Here is a 16438-nt window from a genome sequence, read left to right as displayed (position 1 = left end):
CGAGATGGCGAGGACGCCCCGGAGCTGCCCGCCAAACGCTCAGACCGCGACAATCTGTTGTTCGCGATGCCGGCACATTGCGATCGTCGGTCTCTTTGTCCATGCGCAATGATGGAACGCGCCGGCCAGCTCATGATTGGGCCCGACAATCGGGTAGCCCGACAATGAAGTCACGTTTCGACCACGACATGACGATGGACACCATCATGCGCCGGTGGCCCGGTTCGATCCGGGTCATTCTGGGCCATGGCATGCTTTGCGTCGGTTGCCCGATCGCCTCGTTCCATACGGTGTCTGATGCCGCACGAGAGCATCTTCTCGATGAAGATTTGCTGGTCGCGGACCTGACGAAATTGATGAAATGAGCTCTTGGATCAGCCCTTGTCAGCCTGGCCCTCGGCCAGCGCAAACAGCCGGTGTGGTTCGATCACGGTCACCTTCTGGCGCCCGCTCTTGACCAACCCCTTTTCTTCCCAGGCGGTGAGCAGGCGGCTGACCGTGTGCAATGTGGTGCCCGTCATTTCGGCAATGTCCTGCCGCGAAATCGGGAAGTCGATGAGGATGCCTTCTTCGGTCTTGCGGCCCGTCTGTTTGACCAACCGCAGCAGGGCATGTGCAACGCGCTGTTCGACCTGTTCGGTGGCGAGTTCGACGACGCGCGCCTGCGTTTCCTGCAGCCTAGCGCCGACGGTCTTGTAGGTTCCGGCGCCGAAATTCGGGAAATTTGCGGCCATTTCGGGCCACAGATGGCCGGGCCATGCCAGCACGACACAGTCGACGGCGGCGACAGCACTGGCCGGATAGGTGGTGCGCCCCAAAGCATGGGCGATGCCCATCAGTTCACCCGGGCTGATGTAGCGGACGATGACCTGCTGGCCGTCGGGCGTGGTCTTGACAACCCGCACATGGCCGCTGAGCAGCAGGAAGAAGGAGTGGGCCTCGCCTTCCTGTTCGAACACCGTCTGGTCCTTGGCGATGCGCAGCGAGCGCGCTTTCACGAGCATGCCATCCAGCTCGGCAGGGGCCATTCCCTGGAATATAGGCATGCCTGCAATCAGCGAGCGATCGAGTCGGCTCAATTCCGTATCTCCTGACAGTGCCGAGCCCAGTGCTCCAAATCGGCATTCGCTGTCGAGCGCCAGAATGTCACAGGCCATCGGACTGACACAAGCAGCGCAATATTCCTGAAATCCCGGTCAAGTTTGCGTTGGATCAAAGTTCTCGACACGGGCGGACCCTACAGAGGGCTGACGGCTGGAGCCGTCATGCAAGAACATGGGAAAAGACGATGAGACATGCAGTTGTTGTTGCGGCCGCTTTTGCAGCGGCCCTTCTGGCCGGCGCCGCACAGGCAGCCGATCATCAGGTCCAGATGCTGAACAAGGGCGAAAAGGGGGCCATGGTGTTCCAGCCCGATTTCATCGTCGCGGCACCAGGCGATACCGTCACCTTCGTGCCGACAGACAAATCCCACGATGCCGAGAGCATCAAGGACATGATCCCCGAGGGGGCAACGCCCTTCAAGGGCAAGATGAACGAGCAGATCACCGTCACGCTCGACAAGGAAGGCGTCTACGGCGTCAAGTGCACGCCGCATTACGGCATGGGCATGGTGGCATTGATCGTGGTCGGCAAGCCGAGCAATCTCGAACAGGCAAAGGCGGTCAAGCAGACCGGCAAGGCCAAGAAAGTGTTCGAAGGGTTGCTGGCACAGGTGCCCACCAACTGAGCCGTGGCGGTTACGCCCGAAATTTCCCAGACAAGGCCGGGTAGACAGGTTCTGCCCGGCCTTTTTTGCTTTCTTGGAAAGGAGTGCACAATGGCCATTCCCCGTGTCCGGCCAGGCAACTATCCCGCCGTTCTGTCTTACGGGTTCCGCCCGTTCTTCCTGCTTGGCTCGCTCTTTGCAGGACTGGCCATACTGGCATGGCTGCCGATGATTTACGGGCGTCTAGCGACGGCGAGCACATTTGCGCCGGTTGACTGGCACATCCACGAGATGATCTTTGGCTATGTCGCGGCCATTGTAACCGGCTTCCTGCTCACGGCCATTCCCAACTGGACCGGCCGGCTGCCGGTGCAGGGGGGGGCGCTCGCGGCGCTGGTGGCTATCTGGCTGGCCGGCCGCTTGGCGGTGTTCTTCTCGGTCGGCATTGGTTGGCTCGCGGCCGCAATGATCGACAGCTCCTTCCTGCTGGCGGTAGCCGTCGCAGCCGCAGTCGAGATCATCGCCGGCCGCAACTGGCGCAACCTCAAAGTGCTCGCACCGGTCAGCGTCATGTTTGCAGCCAATGTCGTCTACCACCTCGAAGTGCACTTCAACGGCGAGGCCGATATCGCTCGCCGGCTGGGGATCGGCGCCACCGTGGTGCTGATCATGATTATCGGGGGCCGCATCATCCCGAGCTTCACCCGCAACTGGCTGGCGCGCCACGGGCAAGGGCGCTTGCCGGTGCCGTTCAACAGCTTCGATGCCGTTACGATCGTAGGCTCGGCGGTCGCCCTTTTGGCCTGGACCTGTTTCCCGGATCATGCGGCAAGCGGTGCAGTCCTGGCAGTCGCAGCAGGGCTGAACGTGGTACGGCTCGCTCGCTGGGCCGGTGACCGCACCTTGCGCGATCCGCTGGTGTTTGTCCTGCATGTTGCCTATGCCTTCGTGCCGGTCGGGTTCGCGTTGGCCGGGCTTGCAGTCGCATTGCCCGATGTCGTGGCTCCGGCCGCAGGCCTGCACGCTTTCGGAACAGGGGCCATCGGCACGATGACCTTGGCGGTGATGGCCCGGGCAACACTGGGGCATACGGGGCGCGAATTGCATGCCGGCAATGCCACCTGCATGGTCTTCGTTGCCGTGATCGCGTCGGCAATCCTCAGAATTGGCTATGCCTTCCTGCCCGCCATGACATCGCTGCTGCATTTGTCGGCCGCCGCCTGGACACTCGCTTTCCTCGGTTATGCCGCAGTTTACGGCGGCATTCTGCTGCGTCCGCGCTTGCGGGCACGACATCCCAATCCCGCGTCGTCGTAAGGACGTCCCGAACTGCCGGAAATACAAAGGCCCGGATCTCCATGGGAAATCCGGGCCTCATTGTCGGCATCTGCTAGCCTGCGGCGCCACGCCAGAGCGCCTTGAAGGAAGAGAGCATCGACGGGCGCTCCCGCACCAGCCGGATACCGAGATTATCGGGTGGAAGACCTGCCGCGCAGCCGCCGCTCTTGCCATCGCGAATGAAGAACGACATGTAGCCGCGATGTTTGCCCCCGACGACGCGCACGCCGCAATTGTCGGTGCTGGTGTCGATGCGCCCATTGTTGCCGAGGGCGACCCTGCGGTAGCACGTCGTCGTCCATTCCCAGACATTGCCGCCGACGTCACGGAGACCGTTGGAGTTGACGCCGAAATGCCCTTGCGGCTTGGGTTCGGGGTCGCGCCCTTTCGCCGCTTCGGACTCGCTTCGATAGCGCGCCAGCCAGCGTGCGATGGTGTCGCCGCCGGCCAGATCCGGTCCCCGGTCGCTGAAGCGTTCGGCCGCGGCGAAAGCCCATTCCTCATCGGTTGGCAGGCGCCATGTCGCGCCGGTCTTATCGGACAGCCATTGCGCATAGGCGTTCGCGTCGCGGAAGCTGACGCCGGTGGCTGGCAGGTCGCCAGCTCGTTCGACGGCGCCATCGGCTGCCTCGCAAGCACCATCGGCAACACATCGAGCATAGTCGGCGGCGCTCACCTGATAGGTCATGATGTCGAACGAGCGGCGGAAGCGGACCCGCTTCTCAGGCGCATCGACGGGCAGGTCGGCGTTCTGGAATTCGCCCGGCAGCCTGTAGGTCAACTGCCCCGGGGCAACGACTACCGTCTGGGGAGAGGCCATGTCAGGCAAGGCCGACGGCCGGGCAGGCACGTGCAGAGGCAAATAGACCGACAGTGCAAGTGCTGGAAGGATCGCGGCCGAAGCCAGAAGCAGATTTCGTGGTTTCATTGTTGGGCTCCTGTTAGCCCCTTGAAAAAAAACGGCCCGCAGGCGTGCGTGCCGGCGGGCCGAATTGGACAGTGAAGGTTTACCGCCGGTCAGTTGGTCGGGATCGGGCCGGGTGCTGCAACCTGTTTCATCAGGTCGTCATCCCATTCGCCGTCGACGACCACATGAGCCGTTGCGCCGAGTTCGGCAGCCTCGATCAGGTTGTGGTTGACGTAGGCGTAGACCCCTGGCTGCAGGAAGGTGTAGAGCGCCGCACCCGCAGATCCGCCGCGAATGAACCAGGTTTCGAGGTTCTTGGCCGGCGCGTTGGCGAACTTGCCTTCTTCCCACACATGGTCGCCGTGGCCGCCGATCAGATGAGGACGGCTGTCCCGGTTGGCCTGGGCGTGGATGAACAGCACTGTCTCGCCAACCTTTGCCTTGAGGGCGTGGTCGCCGGTCAGCGAACCGACCTTGCCGTTGAAGACGACGTGGGTCGGGATCAGGCCCCGCATCACTTTCAGCGTCTCGTCATAGCTGTCGCCGAGGCTGTCGTATTTCTTGTATTTGCCGTTCTCGTCGCGCGGGACGTAGAGGTCGTGCTCGCCGATGTAGAAGATGCGGTCATACTTAAGCGCCTTGCCATTCTCGTCCTTCAGTCCGTCGCGCGGCAGGACCATGACCGCGCCGCTCATACCGGAGACGACGTGCCAGGGAATCATGCCGGTCGGCGCGCAGTGGTAGACGAAGGTGCCGGTGCGGGTCGCTTTCCAGCGCAGAACCGCTTGCTCTCCCGGGTTGACGTGGGTGAGGGCACCACCGCCCAGCGCGCCGGTGGCTGCATGGAAATCGATGTTATGCGGCATCTCGTTTGTTTCGGGATTGACCAGCGTGAGTTCGACATAATCGCCCTCATGCACGATCATGAGCGGCCCGGGCATGGAACCTTCATAGGTCATTGCCCTCAGCGTGGTGCCTTCGCCGTCGATGACCATGGGCTGCTCCTTGATGGTCATGCGGTATTCGATGACCTTGGGTCCGCCCTTGGCGACCTGGTCATGAGCATGGGCAAACGGCGGGGCGACGAGGTCGACCTTGATCCTCGGCAAGCCGGCGACATCGGCCACCTTGGCCTGCGCCAGAGCCGGGGTCGCCAGGACCGAACCGAGAAGCGCGGCCGCTGCCGCACCTGTGGCCGTACCCAAGAGTGCTTCGCGTCGCGTCAACATATCTAGATCTCCTTCTGCGTGATGTTGCCTGTTGTTACGGTCAGGAGATTAGGCGCTTGTCGGCAATCCTTCTTTGTTGCAGCGCAAACAGATGTTGCAGTGCGACAATTTAGCAAGTGTTTGACTGCAACTTGCCGCAGATGACAGCGACGGTCTCAGTCTTCGGAGATCCGGAACCAGGGCGTGGAGGGTCAGTCAGTTCCGGCCGGCGGTGGCCTTGACTGAGGCAAGCAGCGTCAGTTCGAAGGCAACGTGGCGACGGACGCCGAGGAAATAGGCACGCAACATGTAGCCGATCGCCTCGTGGGAACCGACGGCGCGGCCGCGAGCAAGATTGATGAGGGCGCGTGCGATAGCCGTTGCGGTCGAGCGGTCTTGCGCATGCTCCTCGCGCAGCCTCGTAACAATGGCCGTTTCGTCCGGGGTGACGAGGAGGGGAAACAGATACTGCTCTTCGCGCCGGGTCACGACTGAAACGCTCTCTACGAGATCGACCGCCAGCCGCCGGCAAAGACGGCGGTCGGGATTGGGCAGGGTGTCGGCGACTTCCTCGAGTTCGTCGCAGATGCGAAGCGTCCGGCCGTACAGCAGCTCAAGGGAGGCTAAGCGGTTGGATGCTGTCGGGCGGTTCATCGGGGCTGTCTGGAGCAGGCTACTGATTGAGGAATAGGATCGCGGCAATCGCGACCGATGCGAGAACGGCGGAAGCTGCACCCGTGCGCTGCAGGACGCCCATACGATAGAGCAGCAGCGCGAAACCGATGATGATCGGTGTGGCGACGGAAAGTCCGAACTGTGCGCTGCTCATCGCCGGCTCCACGGGATTGATGCTGATGAACCGATCTTGCAGCTTTTCGCCCCTGCCACCTTGCGCAAACGCAAAGAAACGCTGCCGCCGCCCGCCTATGAAGCGGCATGGATATGACAGTGGCCACCAAGGAAGAAGAGGCTCCTGACGCGGGCGATTTCCTGCTTTGGATACTGGTTTGGAGCGAACTTGCCGCGTTCGGCATCCTGCTCGCGGCCTTCATGGTCGCCGGTATCTTCCAGGCGGAGGCGTTTGCCGCGGCACGATTGCATCTGAATACGCCGCTTGCTGCCCTGAATACCGCGGTGCTGCTCACCAGCGGCTGGCAGGCCGCCCGCGCTGCCCGTCCAGGTATGCCACGGGCGCGAAGGCAAAGGTCGCTGGTGCGCGCTGCCTTGCTGGGCCTCGGTTTCGTTGCAATCAAGCTGTTCGAATATAGCGGCGAGATCGCCCATGTCGGAGGTGAAGCCTATGGCGCCTTCTTCGAACTCTATTTCCTTCTGACCGGCTTCCACCTGCTGCATGTCCTCTTCGGCTCCGCGGTGCTGTTGCTCGTCAGATGGAAGATGGAGCAGTCGAACATAATCCTCATCACCACGCTCTGGCACGTCTTCGACCTGATCTGGATCGTCATGTTCCCAATCGTCTACCTGGCGTGACCGGCATGGGTAGCGGCACCGAAAAGCACCTGTTGCGGGTCTGGCTCGTGCTTCTTGGTCTGACGTCCGCGAGCGCGCTGGCAGTGGGTTTCGCCGGCAGCCTTGTCGGCCTTGGCTTCGTATTGTCACTGGCGATGCTCAAGGCCCGCCTCGTCGTCCTCGATTTCATGGGGCTTCGCCGCAGTAAGACTGTCGGTCGCGCCCTTGTCGGGTGGTGCGCGATCCTTGCCGTGCTTGCAGTGGCAAAGGTCGCAATCATCCAGCTCGCTGTCGGCTGAGCTGCTTTGTTTGCCAAATCGCAAAGACCGTTCCCCCCGAATTCATAGAAGGTTCCGGCCCGGAACTGATCCGGAGAGCGGCGGCCTGCCCGTCGGGGATGAATCGTTCGGACCATCCCGCATCTGCGGGAATCTGACTGGGAAAGGAACGCGTGATGGCAGAACGCCTCACAAAAACGGGGGCTCGAAACGTCTTTTACGGCGGCTCGATCTTCTTCTTCGCAATCTTTGTGGGGCTTACCGCCCACAGCCACTTCTACATGCGCACCACCTCGACCGACGAGAAGACGCTGACGGACTCGGTAGCGCGCGGCAAGCATGTCTGGGAGCGCAATTCCTGCATCAACTGCCACACCATCCTGGGCGAGGGGGCCTATTTCGCGCCCGAGCTCGGCAATGTCTGGAAACGTTATGGCGGAGACACCGATCCCGCCGGTGCCCGCGAAACGTTCAAGGCGTGGATGGCCGCGCAGCCCTCGGGGATCGAGGGCCGGCGGCAGATGCCGCAGTTCAACCTCACCGACCAGGAACTGAACGACCTCGCCGACTTCCTCGAGTGGACGAGCCGCATCAAGACCCAGAACTGGCCACCGAACCAGGCCGGCTGAGCGCGAGGAGAGAGACATGAAGTACCAAACGCAAAAGATCGCAATGACCTATTTCTACGGCGCGCTAGTCCTGTTCCTGGCACAGGTCGCCTTCGGCGTGCTCGCGGGCACGATCTACGTGCTGCCCAACACCCTGTCCGAGCTTCTGCCTTTCAACATCATCCGCATGATCCACACCAACGCGCTGGTGGTCTGGCTCTTGATGGGCTTCATGGGCGCAACCTACTACCTGCTGCCCGAAGAGACCGAGACCGAACTCTACAGCCCGAAGCTGGCGATCCTCCAGTTCTGGATGTTCTTCATAGCGGCCGGCATCGCCGTGGTCGGTTACCTGTTTCGCATTCACGAGGGCCGCGAATTCCTCGAACAGCCCTTCATCATCAAGGTGGGCATCGTCGTTGTCGTGCTGATGTTCCTGTTCAACATCACCATGACGGCGCTGAAGGGGCGCAAGACCGCCGTCACCAACATCCTTCTGTTCGGGCTTTGGGCGTTGGCGATCTTCTTCCTGTTCTCGTTCTACAACCCGTCAAACCTCGCGCTCGACAAGATGTACTGGTGGTACGTCATCCATCTCTGGGTCGAGGGTGTGTGGGAGCTGATCATGGCGTCGGTGCTCGCCTTCCTGATGATCAAGCTCAACGGCGTCGACCGCGAGGTGGTGGAGAAGTGGCTCTACGTTATCGTCGGCCTCGCCTTGTTCTCGGGTATCCTCGGCACCGGCCATCACTATTATTGGATTGGCGCGCCTGGCTACTGGCAATGGATCGGCTCGCTGTTTTCAACACTCGAAGTGGCGCCGTTCTTCTCGATGGTGCTGTTTACTTTCCACATGACCTGGAAGGCCGGCCGCAACCATCCCAACAAGGCAGCACTGCTGTGGTCGATCGGCTGCTCCGTCATGGCGTTTTTTGGCGCCGGCGTCTGGGGCTTTCTGCATACGCTGTCGTCGGTGAACTACTACACCCATGGCACGCAGGTGACGGCGGCGCACGGACACCTCGCATTTTTCGGCGCCTATGTGATGCTCAATCTGGCGATGATGGCCTATGCCATCCCCGAGATTAAGGGGCGAGCGCCTTACAACCAGTGGCTCTCGATCTTGAGCTTCTGGATGATGGTGACGGCGATGTCGGTGATGACCTTCGCGCTCACCTTCGCAGGCGTTGTCCAGGTGCACCTCCAGCGCGTGCTGGGCGAGAGCTACATGGACGTGCAGGACCAGCTAGCCCTGTTCTACTGGGTACGCCTCGGTTCCGGTGTCGTGGTCGTCATTTCGGCACTGATGTTCATGTGGGCGGTTCTCGTTCCCGGCCACGAACACCGCTCAAAGTCGGCCCGCATTCTCCAGCCCGCCGAATGACCCTGTTTTCCGGCCCCGGCTCGTCCGGGGTCGGCTCCGCACCTGAAGCCGTTTCCCCACGGAGTTCCCCCGATGACCATCGCCCCTATGACGACTAGATTGCCGAACGTCCGTCCCGTTGCCGACAGCCCGGCCCATTACAATCCCTCCGGCAACGAGTGCGCCCTGTTCGAGCTCGCCTGGGCGCGGCGACTGCCGCTGCTGCTCAAAGGCCCGACCGGATGTGGCAAGACCCGCTTCGTCAGCCACATGGCGGCAAAGCTCGGCCTGCCGCTCTCTACCGTCTCATGCCATGACGATCTCGCCGCCGCTGACCTTACCGGACGCTATCTCCTGACGGGCGGCGACACCGTGTGGGTCGATGGGCCGCTGACACGCGCAGTGCGTGCAGGTGGCATCTGCTACCTCGATGAGATCGTCGAGGCGCGAAAGGACGTTGCAGTGGTGGTGCACCCGCTGACCGACGATCGTCGCATCTTGCCGCTCGAGCGCACCGGCGAACAGCTGGCGGCGCCGGCAAGCTTCATGCTCGTCGTTTCCTACAATCCCGGCTACCAGAACCTATTGAAAAGCCTGAAGCCAAGCACCCGCCAGCGTTTTGTCGCCATCGAATTCGACTTCCTGCCCAGGGCGAAAGAAATCGCCGTGGTGTCGACGGAAAGCGGACTGGCCGAAGACCAGGTCGCTCCGCTGGTCGAACTCGCCCGGCGCATCCGTGCGCTCAAGGGGCACGATCTGGAGGAGGGCGCGTCCACCCGCTTGCTCGTCTATTGCGCCACCCTGATCGACGCCGGGCTGCCCGCCAGGGAAGCCGTGCTCGCAGCCTTGATCGAACCGCTGACCGACGAGCCCGACGTCAAGGCGGCGTTGGTCGAGCTTGCCGATTCCCTGATCCGTTGAGACCGGCCATGCTTGATCTTCTCGAGCTGGAAGAGACAGTCGGCCGCGCCTGGCATCGCCTGATCGGCCATGTCCAGACTTGGCCGCGTTGTCCTGAGCATGCGGTGCATCTGGCCGCCATTCAGCCGATGCTGGCCGTCTGTTTTCGGGGCTTTGGCGGCGAAGGGGCCATCCAGATCGCAACTCTACGCGGCAAGACATCGGGCCATCGCCTCGGCTGGCGCCAGCGCATGGGGCTTGGCGAAGAGAAGCTCGCCCAGCCGGCTCGTGACGGATGGTCGCTGATGTTGCCTGCGGTGATCGACCTGTTTCCAGATCGTCAGCTCAACCGCGATCTTTATGTCTGGCTTTCCGCCTACATGGCGCTCATGCCGCTCGATCCGGTCCTGGATGTGGACCCGCTGCTGCGCGACCTTGCGGTCTTGCGACGGGCCGAGGCGACGGTTGCAAGCGTGATGCAAGTCTTTCCGGGGTTGGGCCGCCGCTATCGACGACTGGCCGAGGCGACGCTCGCCGCGCGTCATCGCGGCCCATTGCCATCGGTCGAGGCGCATGTCGAGCGGAGGGTAACCAGCTTGCTCCGGCGGCACGCAGGCTTGCCCGACGACACCCTGGCGGCGATCTTTCCGCCCCGCGCTCCGGCGGGGTACCTGCCGATGCTGCCCACACCCTTGTGGCCAGACGCGCTGTTGCGGCCCGAGACCGCCTCCCGCCGCGACGAGGACGAACCGGCTACTGGAGGCCGAGATGCCGGCGGCGCCGAGATCGAGCGCCAGGTTGCGGTGCGCGAGAATCAGGAGGATCGCAAGGACGACCGCAGTCCGTTCATCCTCAACCGCTTCGAGAAGATCCTGGCGATGGCCGAGATGGTCAATGTCGATCGTCCCTCTGATGACAGTGACGATGATGCCAAGGCGGCCGAGGACCTCGACAATATGACGCTCGGCGAGCGCAAGGGACGCCCGGCATCACGATTCCGCTTCGACCTCGACCTGCCGCCGGAAGCGCTTGATCGGACGCCGCTAACGGCGGAACTGACCTATCCCGAATGGGATTTCCGGACCGGCACCTATCTGACCGGCCATTGTCGGGTGCTGGCCGCGCCTGCAGCGGAAACTGGAACGGTCGAGGAACCTGACCTCGAGATTCGGCGCATCATCCGCAAGGTACGCCGTCAGTTCGAGGTGCTGCGACCGCGACGTGAGATGCTGCGCGCTCAATTCGATGGCGCCGACCTTGATCTCGATGCTGTCGTACGCAGTCGTTGCGATCTGGCCGCCGGTGGCCAGGGCAGCGACTGCATCCACTTGATGAGTCGGCCGCAGGCGCATGATCTCGCCGTCACAATCCTGGTCGACGTGTCGCTCTCGACGGATGCCTGGTTCGACGATCGTCGGGTCCTCGACGTCGAGAAAGAGGCACTCCTGATCCTGGCCAATGGGCTCGCTGTCTGCGGCGACAACCATTCTATCCTTACCTTCACGTCGCGACGGCGTGACTGGGTCCGCGTGGAGACAGTCAAGGCCTTCGACGAACCTATGGGTGCTGCGGTCGAAGCTCGCATCGCCGCGCTGAAGCCGGGCTACTACACTCGGATCGGGGCCGCCGTCCGACATGCCAGCGCCGAGCTGGCCCGGCAGCCGAACCGCAAGAAGCTGCTTCTGGTGCTGACCGACGGCAAGCCCAACGATCTCGACCACTATGAGGGTCGCTTTGCACTGGAAGACAGCCGCCGCGCGGTGATGGAGGCAAGGCAGAGCGGCCTCAGGGTCTTTGGCGTGACGGTCGACCGGGAAGCGAAATCCTACATACCGACGTTGTTCGGCCACAATGGATTTGCGGTGGTCGGCAACATCGCGAAGCTGCCTGCGGCTCTTCCTTCTATCTACCGCAGCCTTGCAGGATAGGGGAACAAGGCTGCGGTGGCGAAAGGCCCGGCGCTCCCACGCCGGGCCTTTTTGCTTCCGAACATGCAGGACAGTCAGGCTGCCTTGCTGTGCGTGCGCATTGACTGATCGAAATAGGCGTCGAAGGCCGCGGCAACCGCACGGACGACGAAGCGGTGCTCGAGGCTGACATGCACCACTCCATCGGCAATCGTCGCCACCCGGTCCTCGGCCAGCTCCTTCAGCCTGCCATTGCCGGCAAGCAACTCCGAAGGGTCGACGCCATGCGTACGGCAGATCGCACCGACATTGGCCCTGAAATCGCACATCAGTCGCTCAATGATCTCGGCCCGCAACGCGTCTTCGCCGGTCAAGCGATATCCCTTTGCGGTAGCCAGCTGTCCTGAAACGATGTGTTGGGCATAGAGGCCAGGTGCCACCTCGTTCTGCACGTAGCCGTCCTTCATGCGGCCGATCGCGGACGCACCGAAGCCGATCAGCGTTTCGCAGTTGTCGGTCGTATAGCCCTGGAAGTTGCGACGGAGCCTTCCGGCTCCCTGCACCTTGACGAGGTCGTCGTCGGGCAAGGCGAAATGGTCCAGGCCTATCTGCCGGTAGCCGGCGGCGGCCAGCGTCGCGGCGATCGCCTCAGCCTGTGCGTTGCGGGCAGCACTGTCGGGCAAGGCGGCCTCGTCTATCATGCGTTGGTGCTTCTTGAATGAGGGTATGTGGGCATAGCCGAACACCGCAAAGCGGTCGGGGAGCATAGCGATGGCTGCCTTGGCCGTGTCGATGCAGGACTGCACGGTCTGGTGCGGCAGACCATAGATCAGGTCGAAATTGATGCTGCCGACGCCTGATCGGCGCAGGTTGTCGGTCGCATCAGCCGTCTGCCTCTGCGTCTGGATGCGATTGATTGCTTTCTGCACTACCGGATCGAAACTCTGGACCCCGAGGCTGGCACGGGTGACGCCCGCTTCTCCCAGAGTTCGGGCCATTTCGGGTGAAAGGCGGCGCGGGTCGATCTCAATGGCAACGCGGGTGCGGTCCGAAAAACCGTAGCAGTCGCGCAGCAGGTCCATAAGCGACAGGAATTCCACCGGCGAGATGATAGTCGGCGTGCCGCCGCCAAAATGCACCTCGCCGGCAGGCAGATGATGGGGAATGCGCCTGGCCACAATTCGAATCTCGTCGCGCAGCACGGTGAGGTAGTCGAGGATCGGGCGATCCTGCCTGGTGATCGTCGTATGGCAGCCGCAATACCAGCACATCGATCGGCAGAACGGAATGTGCAGGTAGAGCGATACCGGGTCATTTGCCGGCAACTGCTCGAGCCAGTCACCATACGAGCCGGACGCGATTGCCGGCGAAAAACGCGGCGCCGTTGGATAGCTCGTGTAGCGGGGCAGGCGCGCCTCGCCATATTTCTCCAGTATGGATTCGGACATCGGATTTTCCAGTTCTGTCGCCATTGTCTGCGATGGTTCTAGCTGCGGCTCTGCCCACCCTCTTTGCGAAATCCCAATCCGATGTGGTGTTCGGGAATTGTTTGCGCTTCGGCAAATTGGCGTCCCTGGCCCCGCATTAGGGTCAGATGCTTGGGGAGGATGGCCGCTCGCCCCGTTTTTTCTGTCGCGGCCCGAAGGAACAACGACATGGCAACTGCCGAAACCGGAACCATCCCTGTCGTCGATGTCAGGACCATTCCCCGGATGGAGCGCCACCCCAGGATTTTCGCTATCGTCGACGCACTGGCCCCCGGCGCGATGTTCGAGCTTGCCAGCGACCACGACCCGCGACCTCTGCACTACCAGCTCGAAATGGCGTTTCCGGAACAACTGACTTGGGAGTATCTGGAACAGGGGCCAGAGGTCTGGCGTGTAGAGATCGGCCGCAAGGACGGTTCCGGCTGCGATTGCTGCTGCGGCAGCGGCCGCTGACGAGAGCATTGCCGGTCGCCTCCACAGCAAGGCGACCGGCCGGCCGCGGGGGGCTGCCATGGACAAAGCCATCCGCTATCTTGCCGAGCAGTTCGAGACAGGACAGCAGGACGCGGGCGCCAGGGGCGCTTCGTGTCCGTCGAGCAGGTCACGATAGATCTTTGCCACGTGAACCATGTCACAGCTCTGTGGTGACACTGGAAGTGCGGCTGCGAGGGCGCCGACGTCCCGCGGCACTCGCGAGTGGCCAACCGGAAGGGCGCAATCAGCCTAGCCAGTCGCATCATTCCAGTGGCCTAACAGGCTCTCTGCCGGTTGTCTCCAGAGCTCGTTTCAGAGACGAGAATGGGTGAGTTGCTGGGCGCCTGGCCGACGGTCGGAAATGGGCGACGCTTGGATGCCCTGTGCGTCTTGCTGCATGACAGCGACGATACCGGAGCTCCCAATGAAGGCGGAAACCCGTGAACAAGTCTCCATCGGCGCGAAAATCCGGCCTTATTCCGTTGCCAGCATGTCGGGATGTGATATATGTCATTATACATGTCGGATTTAGTTTTGAATAATTTTTAGTAGTCGGCTAGTATTATTTGATATCTTTATAATATTAAATTTTTTGATTGTTTGTATTTGCGGATACTTTGCTAGAAAAATACTTAAAGAAAAATTAATTATCCTTTCCGATGCAGCTTGAATGCAGTGCGGAAAGCCATCTACTGCGTTCTCATTTGTATGAGATTCGATTAGGGTCACTATGAGAGCGCAGATATTCGGTATTTTCACCTTGATGCTTTCAGCCAACGTGGGCGAAGCGGCCGACCTGGTCGGGCAGCCGGCCGTTGACTGGAACGGAGCCTATGTCGGTATCTCGGCCGGCTATGGCTGGCTTCGCGATGTCGACCGTCAGTTTACGCCGCCGCTCCGCTCGTCCGGAGACGGCGTCGTGTTTGGCGCCCAAGTCGGCTATCTCCACCAATTCGGCGCCTTCGTCCTCGGAGGCGAAGCCGAATATACGCGGCTCGACATCAATTTCGAAGGCTTCCCCATCGACGTCGAAGGCGCCTTCGCGACAAAGGCGCGCGCCGGCTTCGCGTTTGATCGCCTGCTGCTGACAGGCCATGCTGGCGCCACCTACATCACCACCAACATCGGCCTGGAGGATTGGGGCTGGGTGGCAGGCCTGGGCGCCGACTACCTGCTGAGCGACAACATCGTCGCCGGCGTGAGCTGGGACCACATGCAGTTCAATCGGTTCGACGGAACGCTGATCGACGGCCAGCTCGATCTCGTGAAGACACGGCTGAGTTTCAAGTTCTGAGCATTTTGCAGCCTGACGGCAACGTCCGGCGTCGCACAAATGCGGCCAAGAAGATGGATGGAGCGGCGGGCCCGTCGCTCCAGGAATCGGCCAGGACGCTTCGCCAGAAACCTTCGTACCGAACGAGAGACACGTCGCCGATGAAACCAATACCCAAGGCTGCACTTTCCGGGAGCCTGAAGGACTATCGCGCGCTGAAGAACAGCGGCCTCATGGCGCGCGCAGAGAACTTTTTCAGCTGGCAGGATCTCCGACGTCAGCATGGCCTGTGGCCATATGCCCGATCTACCTCATCTGCACCCCGGCCGCGATCGGACATCCGCACGGACGCTGGCGAGGCCAGCTCGGGCGTCAATTTCGCGTCGCAGGACTATCTCAGCCTGTCCTCCCATCCCAGGATCAAGGCAGCGGCACGGGACGCGATCGACGCTTACGGCGTCCACAGCGCAGGCTCCGCTGCCCTGCTCGGCAACACTGCCTACTCACTGCAATTGTCGCAAGCCCTTTCGGAATTCGTCGGTGGCCGCGAGGTCGTGCTCTATCCGACTGGATGGGCTGCCGGATATGGCGCCATCCAGGGTTTCGTCCGTGCGGACGATCATGTCGTGATGGATCTTCTGGCGCATTCCTGCCTCCAGGCCGGAGCATCCGCCGCCACCGGGAACGTGCATTACTTCCGGCATCTCGACCAGAATGCGCTGGTCCGCAAGCTGGCGAATATTCGCGCGACGGACACGCAAAACGGCATCCTGGTCGCGACAGAAAGCCTGTTTTCAATGCATTCGGAAACGCCTGATCTCAGGGCGCTTCGGAATATCTGTGATGCCTACGGGGCAAGCCTGCTGGTCGACTGCGCGCATGATTTCGGCTGCATGAGCGAGGATGGCCTTGGCCATATCGGCGCGCAGGAGATGCTCGGCGACATAGACATAGTCATCGGCAGCTTCTCCAAGACCTTTGCCTCCAACGGCGGCTTCGTGGCGGTCAAAACGCGGGCGGCGGCCGAATATCTGAGATATTACAGTGCCCCGCATACCTTCTCCAATGCCCTGTCGCCGGTTCAGGCGGCCACGATCATGGAAGCGCTTGCTATCATCCGGTCGGACGAAGGCAAGGAGCTGCGGCGCAAGCTCCGGGACAACGTAATCCATCTGCGCCAAGCCATGGCACGCTCCGGCCGCGAGGTGCTGGGGGAGCCTTCTCCCATTGTGCCGGTACGCGTCGGCGGCGAAGGCTTGGGACGGCTGGCCTCGAAATACCTCTCCCTATACGGCGGAATTGCCAATCTGGTGGAGTTTCCGGCCGTCCCGTTGGGGCAGTCACGCTTTCGCTTCCAGGTCATGGCGGCCCATTCGGCCGATGACATCGAGACCATGGTCGCTGTCTTCAACCGCGCGATGGACAGTGCGGCGACAGAGCTGGAGCAGATACAGCGCGAAACCGACACCTGCTAACTGGCCGGGTCTGGAGCTGACGACGACACCCCGACCGAAGCCTGA

18 protein-coding genes are annotated in these 16438 nt (G+C 61.9%); 12 read left to right on the top strand and 6 right to left on the bottom strand.

Features of this window, described 5'->3' with window-relative positions:
* Window positions 1–164: 164 nt before the first annotated feature.
* Window positions 165–365: a DUF1858 domain-containing protein gene (locus tag NDO48_RS18605; protein WP_018426685.1), complete on the top strand. Its 201-nt coding sequence runs from the start codon at window positions 165–167 to the stop codon at window positions 363–365.
* 9 nt (window positions 366–374) lie between these two features.
* On the opposite strand, the gene NDO48_RS18600 is transcribed toward NDO48_RS18605, so the two are convergent.
* Complete coding sequence (locus NDO48_RS18600; RefSeq protein WP_267322022.1) at window positions 375–1079, bottom strand: Crp/Fnr family transcriptional regulator; 705 nt, start codon at window positions 1077–1079, stop codon at window positions 375–377.
* 209 nt (window positions 1080–1288) lie between these two features.
* Between NDO48_RS18600 and NDO48_RS18595 the strand changes: the two genes are divergently transcribed.
* Together NDO48_RS18595 and NDO48_RS18590 are read left to right on the top strand one after the other, a co-directional pair.
* Window positions 1289–1729: a pseudoazurin gene (locus NDO48_RS18595; RefSeq protein WP_018426687.1), complete on the top strand. Its 441-nt coding sequence runs from the start codon at window positions 1289–1291 to the stop codon at window positions 1727–1729.
* A gap of 90 nt (window positions 1730–1819) precedes the next feature.
* Complete coding sequence (locus NDO48_RS18590) at window positions 1820–3025, top strand: NnrS family protein (RefSeq protein WP_018426688.1); 1206 nt, start codon at window positions 1820–1822, stop codon at window positions 3023–3025.
* 73 nt (window positions 3026–3098) lie between these two features.
* Here NDO48_RS18590 and NDO48_RS18585 read toward each other — a convergent pair whose 3' ends face one another.
* The 4 genes from NDO48_RS18585 to NDO48_RS18570 all read right to left on the bottom strand — a co-directional run bounded on the left by NDO48_RS18585 (window position 3099) and on the right by NDO48_RS18570 (window position 5990).
* Window positions 3099–3974: an SUMF1/EgtB/PvdO family nonheme iron enzyme gene (locus NDO48_RS18585; protein WP_018426689.1), complete on the bottom strand. Its 876-nt coding sequence runs from the start codon at window positions 3972–3974 to the stop codon at window positions 3099–3101.
* Window positions 3975–4063: 89 nt separating this feature from the next.
* Window positions 4064–5182 carry a copper-containing nitrite reductase gene (gene nirK / locus NDO48_RS18580; protein ID WP_018426690.1) on the bottom strand — a complete coding sequence of 373 codons (1119 nt, stop codon included), beginning with the start codon at window positions 5180–5182 and terminating at the stop codon, window positions 4064–4066.
* Between the two features lie 195 nt (window positions 5183–5377).
* Window positions 5378–5815, bottom strand: a complete 438-nt coding sequence (locus NDO48_RS18575) for a hemerythrin domain-containing protein (protein ID WP_018426691.1) — start codon at window positions 5813–5815, stop codon at window positions 5378–5380.
* A gap of 19 nt (window positions 5816–5834) precedes the next feature.
* A complete protein-coding gene (locus NDO48_RS18570) occupies window positions 5835–5990 on the bottom strand; it encodes a hypothetical protein (RefSeq protein ID WP_018426692.1) in 156 nt (51 codons plus the stop codon).
* Between the two features lie 113 nt (window positions 5991–6103).
* Between NDO48_RS18570 and NDO48_RS18565 the strand changes: the two genes are divergently transcribed.
* From NDO48_RS18565 to NDO48_RS18540, 6 genes are all read left to right on the top strand, one after another.
* Window positions 6104–6649 carry a cytochrome c oxidase subunit 3 gene (locus tag NDO48_RS18565; protein ID WP_018426693.1) on the top strand — a complete coding sequence of 182 codons (546 nt, stop codon included), beginning with the start codon at window positions 6104–6106 and terminating at the stop codon, window positions 6647–6649.
* Between the two features lie 5 nt (window positions 6650–6654).
* On the top strand, window positions 6655–6927 hold the full coding sequence (locus NDO48_RS18560) for a cytochrome C oxidase subunit IV family protein (protein ID WP_018426694.1): 273 nt from the start codon (window positions 6655–6657) through the stop codon (window positions 6925–6927).
* Between the two features lie 155 nt (window positions 6928–7082).
* Window positions 7083–7535 (top strand): c-type cytochrome, encoded by a 453-nt coding sequence (locus NDO48_RS18555; protein WP_018426695.1) that lies wholly within the window; start codon window positions 7083–7085, stop codon window positions 7533–7535.
* A 16-nt stretch (window positions 7536–7551) separates the two neighbouring features.
* Window positions 7552–8898, top strand: a complete 1347-nt coding sequence (locus tag NDO48_RS18550; protein ID WP_026226933.1) for a cbb3-type cytochrome c oxidase subunit I — start codon at window positions 7552–7554, stop codon at window positions 8896–8898.
* 87 nt (window positions 8899–8985) lie between these two features.
* Window positions 8986–9798, top strand: a complete 813-nt coding sequence (locus tag NDO48_RS18545) for a CbbQ/NirQ/NorQ/GpvN family protein (RefSeq protein ID WP_026226934.1) — start codon at window positions 8986–8988, stop codon at window positions 9796–9798.
* Between the two features lie 8 nt (window positions 9799–9806).
* Window positions 9807–11705 carry a nitric oxide reductase activation protein NorD gene (locus tag NDO48_RS18540; protein WP_267322021.1) on the top strand — a complete coding sequence of 633 codons (1899 nt, stop codon included), beginning with the start codon at window positions 9807–9809 and terminating at the stop codon, window positions 11703–11705.
* 74 nt (window positions 11706–11779) lie between these two features.
* On the opposite strand, the gene hemN is transcribed toward NDO48_RS18540, so the two are convergent.
* Window positions 11780–13132, bottom strand: a complete 1353-nt coding sequence (gene hemN, locus NDO48_RS18535) for an oxygen-independent coproporphyrinogen III oxidase (RefSeq protein ID WP_267322020.1) — start codon at window positions 13130–13132, stop codon at window positions 11780–11782.
* A gap of 207 nt (window positions 13133–13339) precedes the next feature.
* On the opposite strand from hemN, the gene NDO48_RS18530 reads away from it, so the two are divergent.
* The 3 genes from NDO48_RS18530 to NDO48_RS18520 all read left to right on the top strand — a co-directional run bounded on the left by NDO48_RS18530 (window position 13340) and on the right by NDO48_RS18520 (window position 16393).
* Window positions 13340–13624: a DUF2249 domain-containing protein gene (locus NDO48_RS18530; RefSeq protein WP_018426701.1), complete on the top strand. Its 285-nt coding sequence runs from the start codon at window positions 13340–13342 to the stop codon at window positions 13622–13624.
* A 751-nt stretch (window positions 13625–14375) separates the two neighbouring features.
* Window positions 14376–14939, top strand: coding sequence for an outer membrane protein (locus NDO48_RS18525; protein ID WP_018426702.1), 564 nt, complete (start codon window positions 14376–14378; stop codon window positions 14937–14939).
* Window positions 14940–14992: 53 nt separating this feature from the next.
* A complete protein-coding gene (locus NDO48_RS18520) occupies window positions 14993–16393 on the top strand; it encodes a pyridoxal phosphate-dependent aminotransferase family protein (protein ID WP_323848118.1) in 1401 nt (466 codons plus the stop codon).
* The last annotated feature ends 45 nt before the right edge of the window (window positions 16394–16438 follow it).

Source organism: Aminobacter sp. MET-1 (genome assembly GCF_026521175.1).
Classification (GTDB): domain Bacteria; phylum Pseudomonadota; class Alphaproteobacteria; order Rhizobiales; family Rhizobiaceae; genus Aminobacter.
Note: the sequence above shows the minus strand (reverse complement) of the source record. Positions and strands in the feature narration are given on the sequence as shown.

What these genes read in the sequence shown, in the direction of transcription:
- NDO48_RS18520 (WP_323848118.1), top strand. Translation starts at nt 14,993, where the DNA reads ATGGATGGAGCGGCGGGCCCGTCGCTCCAGGAATCGGCCAGGACGCTT.
- NDO48_RS18570 (WP_018426692.1), bottom strand. Translation starts at nt 5,990, where the DNA reads ATGAGCAGCGCACAGTTCGGACTTTCCGTCGCCACACCGATCATCATC.
- NDO48_RS18565 (WP_018426693.1), top strand. Translation starts at nt 6,104, where the DNA reads ATGACAGTGGCCACCAAGGAAGAAGAGGCTCCTGACGCGGGCGATTTC.
- NDO48_RS18585 (WP_018426689.1), bottom strand. Translation starts at nt 3,974, where the DNA reads ATGAAACCACGAAATCTGCTTCTGGCTTCGGCCGCGATCCTTCCAGCA.
- NDO48_RS18540 (WP_267322021.1), top strand. Translation starts at nt 9,807, where the DNA reads ATGCTTGATCTTCTCGAGCTGGAAGAGACAGTCGGCCGCGCCTGGCAT.
- NDO48_RS18590 (WP_018426688.1), top strand. Translation starts at nt 1,820, where the DNA reads ATGGCCATTCCCCGTGTCCGGCCAGGCAACTATCCCGCCGTTCTGTCT.
- NDO48_RS18530 (WP_018426701.1), top strand. Translation starts at nt 13,340, where the DNA reads ATGGCAACTGCCGAAACCGGAACCATCCCTGTCGTCGATGTCAGGACC.
- NDO48_RS18560 (WP_018426694.1), top strand. Translation starts at nt 6,655, where the DNA reads ATGGGTAGCGGCACCGAAAAGCACCTGTTGCGGGTCTGGCTCGTGCTT.
- NDO48_RS18545 (WP_026226934.1), top strand. Translation starts at nt 8,986, where the DNA reads ATGACGACTAGATTGCCGAACGTCCGTCCCGTTGCCGACAGCCCGGCC.
- NDO48_RS18605 (WP_018426685.1), top strand. Translation starts at nt 165, where the DNA reads ATGAAGTCACGTTTCGACCACGACATGACGATGGACACCATCATGCGC.
- NDO48_RS18550 (WP_026226933.1), top strand. Translation starts at nt 7,552, where the DNA reads ATGAAGTACCAAACGCAAAAGATCGCAATGACCTATTTCTACGGCGCG.
- NDO48_RS18575 (WP_018426691.1), bottom strand. Translation starts at nt 5,815, where the DNA reads ATGAACCGCCCGACAGCATCCAACCGCTTAGCCTCCCTTGAGCTGCTG.
- nirK (WP_018426690.1), bottom strand. Translation starts at nt 5,182, where the DNA reads ATGTTGACGCGACGCGAAGCACTCTTGGGTACGGCCACAGGTGCGGCA.
- hemN (WP_267322020.1), bottom strand. Translation starts at nt 13,132, where the DNA reads ATGTCCGAATCCATACTGGAGAAATATGGCGAGGCGCGCCTGCCCCGC.
- NDO48_RS18595 (WP_018426687.1), top strand. Translation starts at nt 1,289, where the DNA reads ATGAGACATGCAGTTGTTGTTGCGGCCGCTTTTGCAGCGGCCCTTCTG.
- NDO48_RS18525 (WP_018426702.1), top strand. Translation starts at nt 14,376, where the DNA reads ATGAGAGCGCAGATATTCGGTATTTTCACCTTGATGCTTTCAGCCAAC.
- NDO48_RS18555 (WP_018426695.1), top strand. Translation starts at nt 7,083, where the DNA reads ATGGCAGAACGCCTCACAAAAACGGGGGCTCGAAACGTCTTTTACGGC.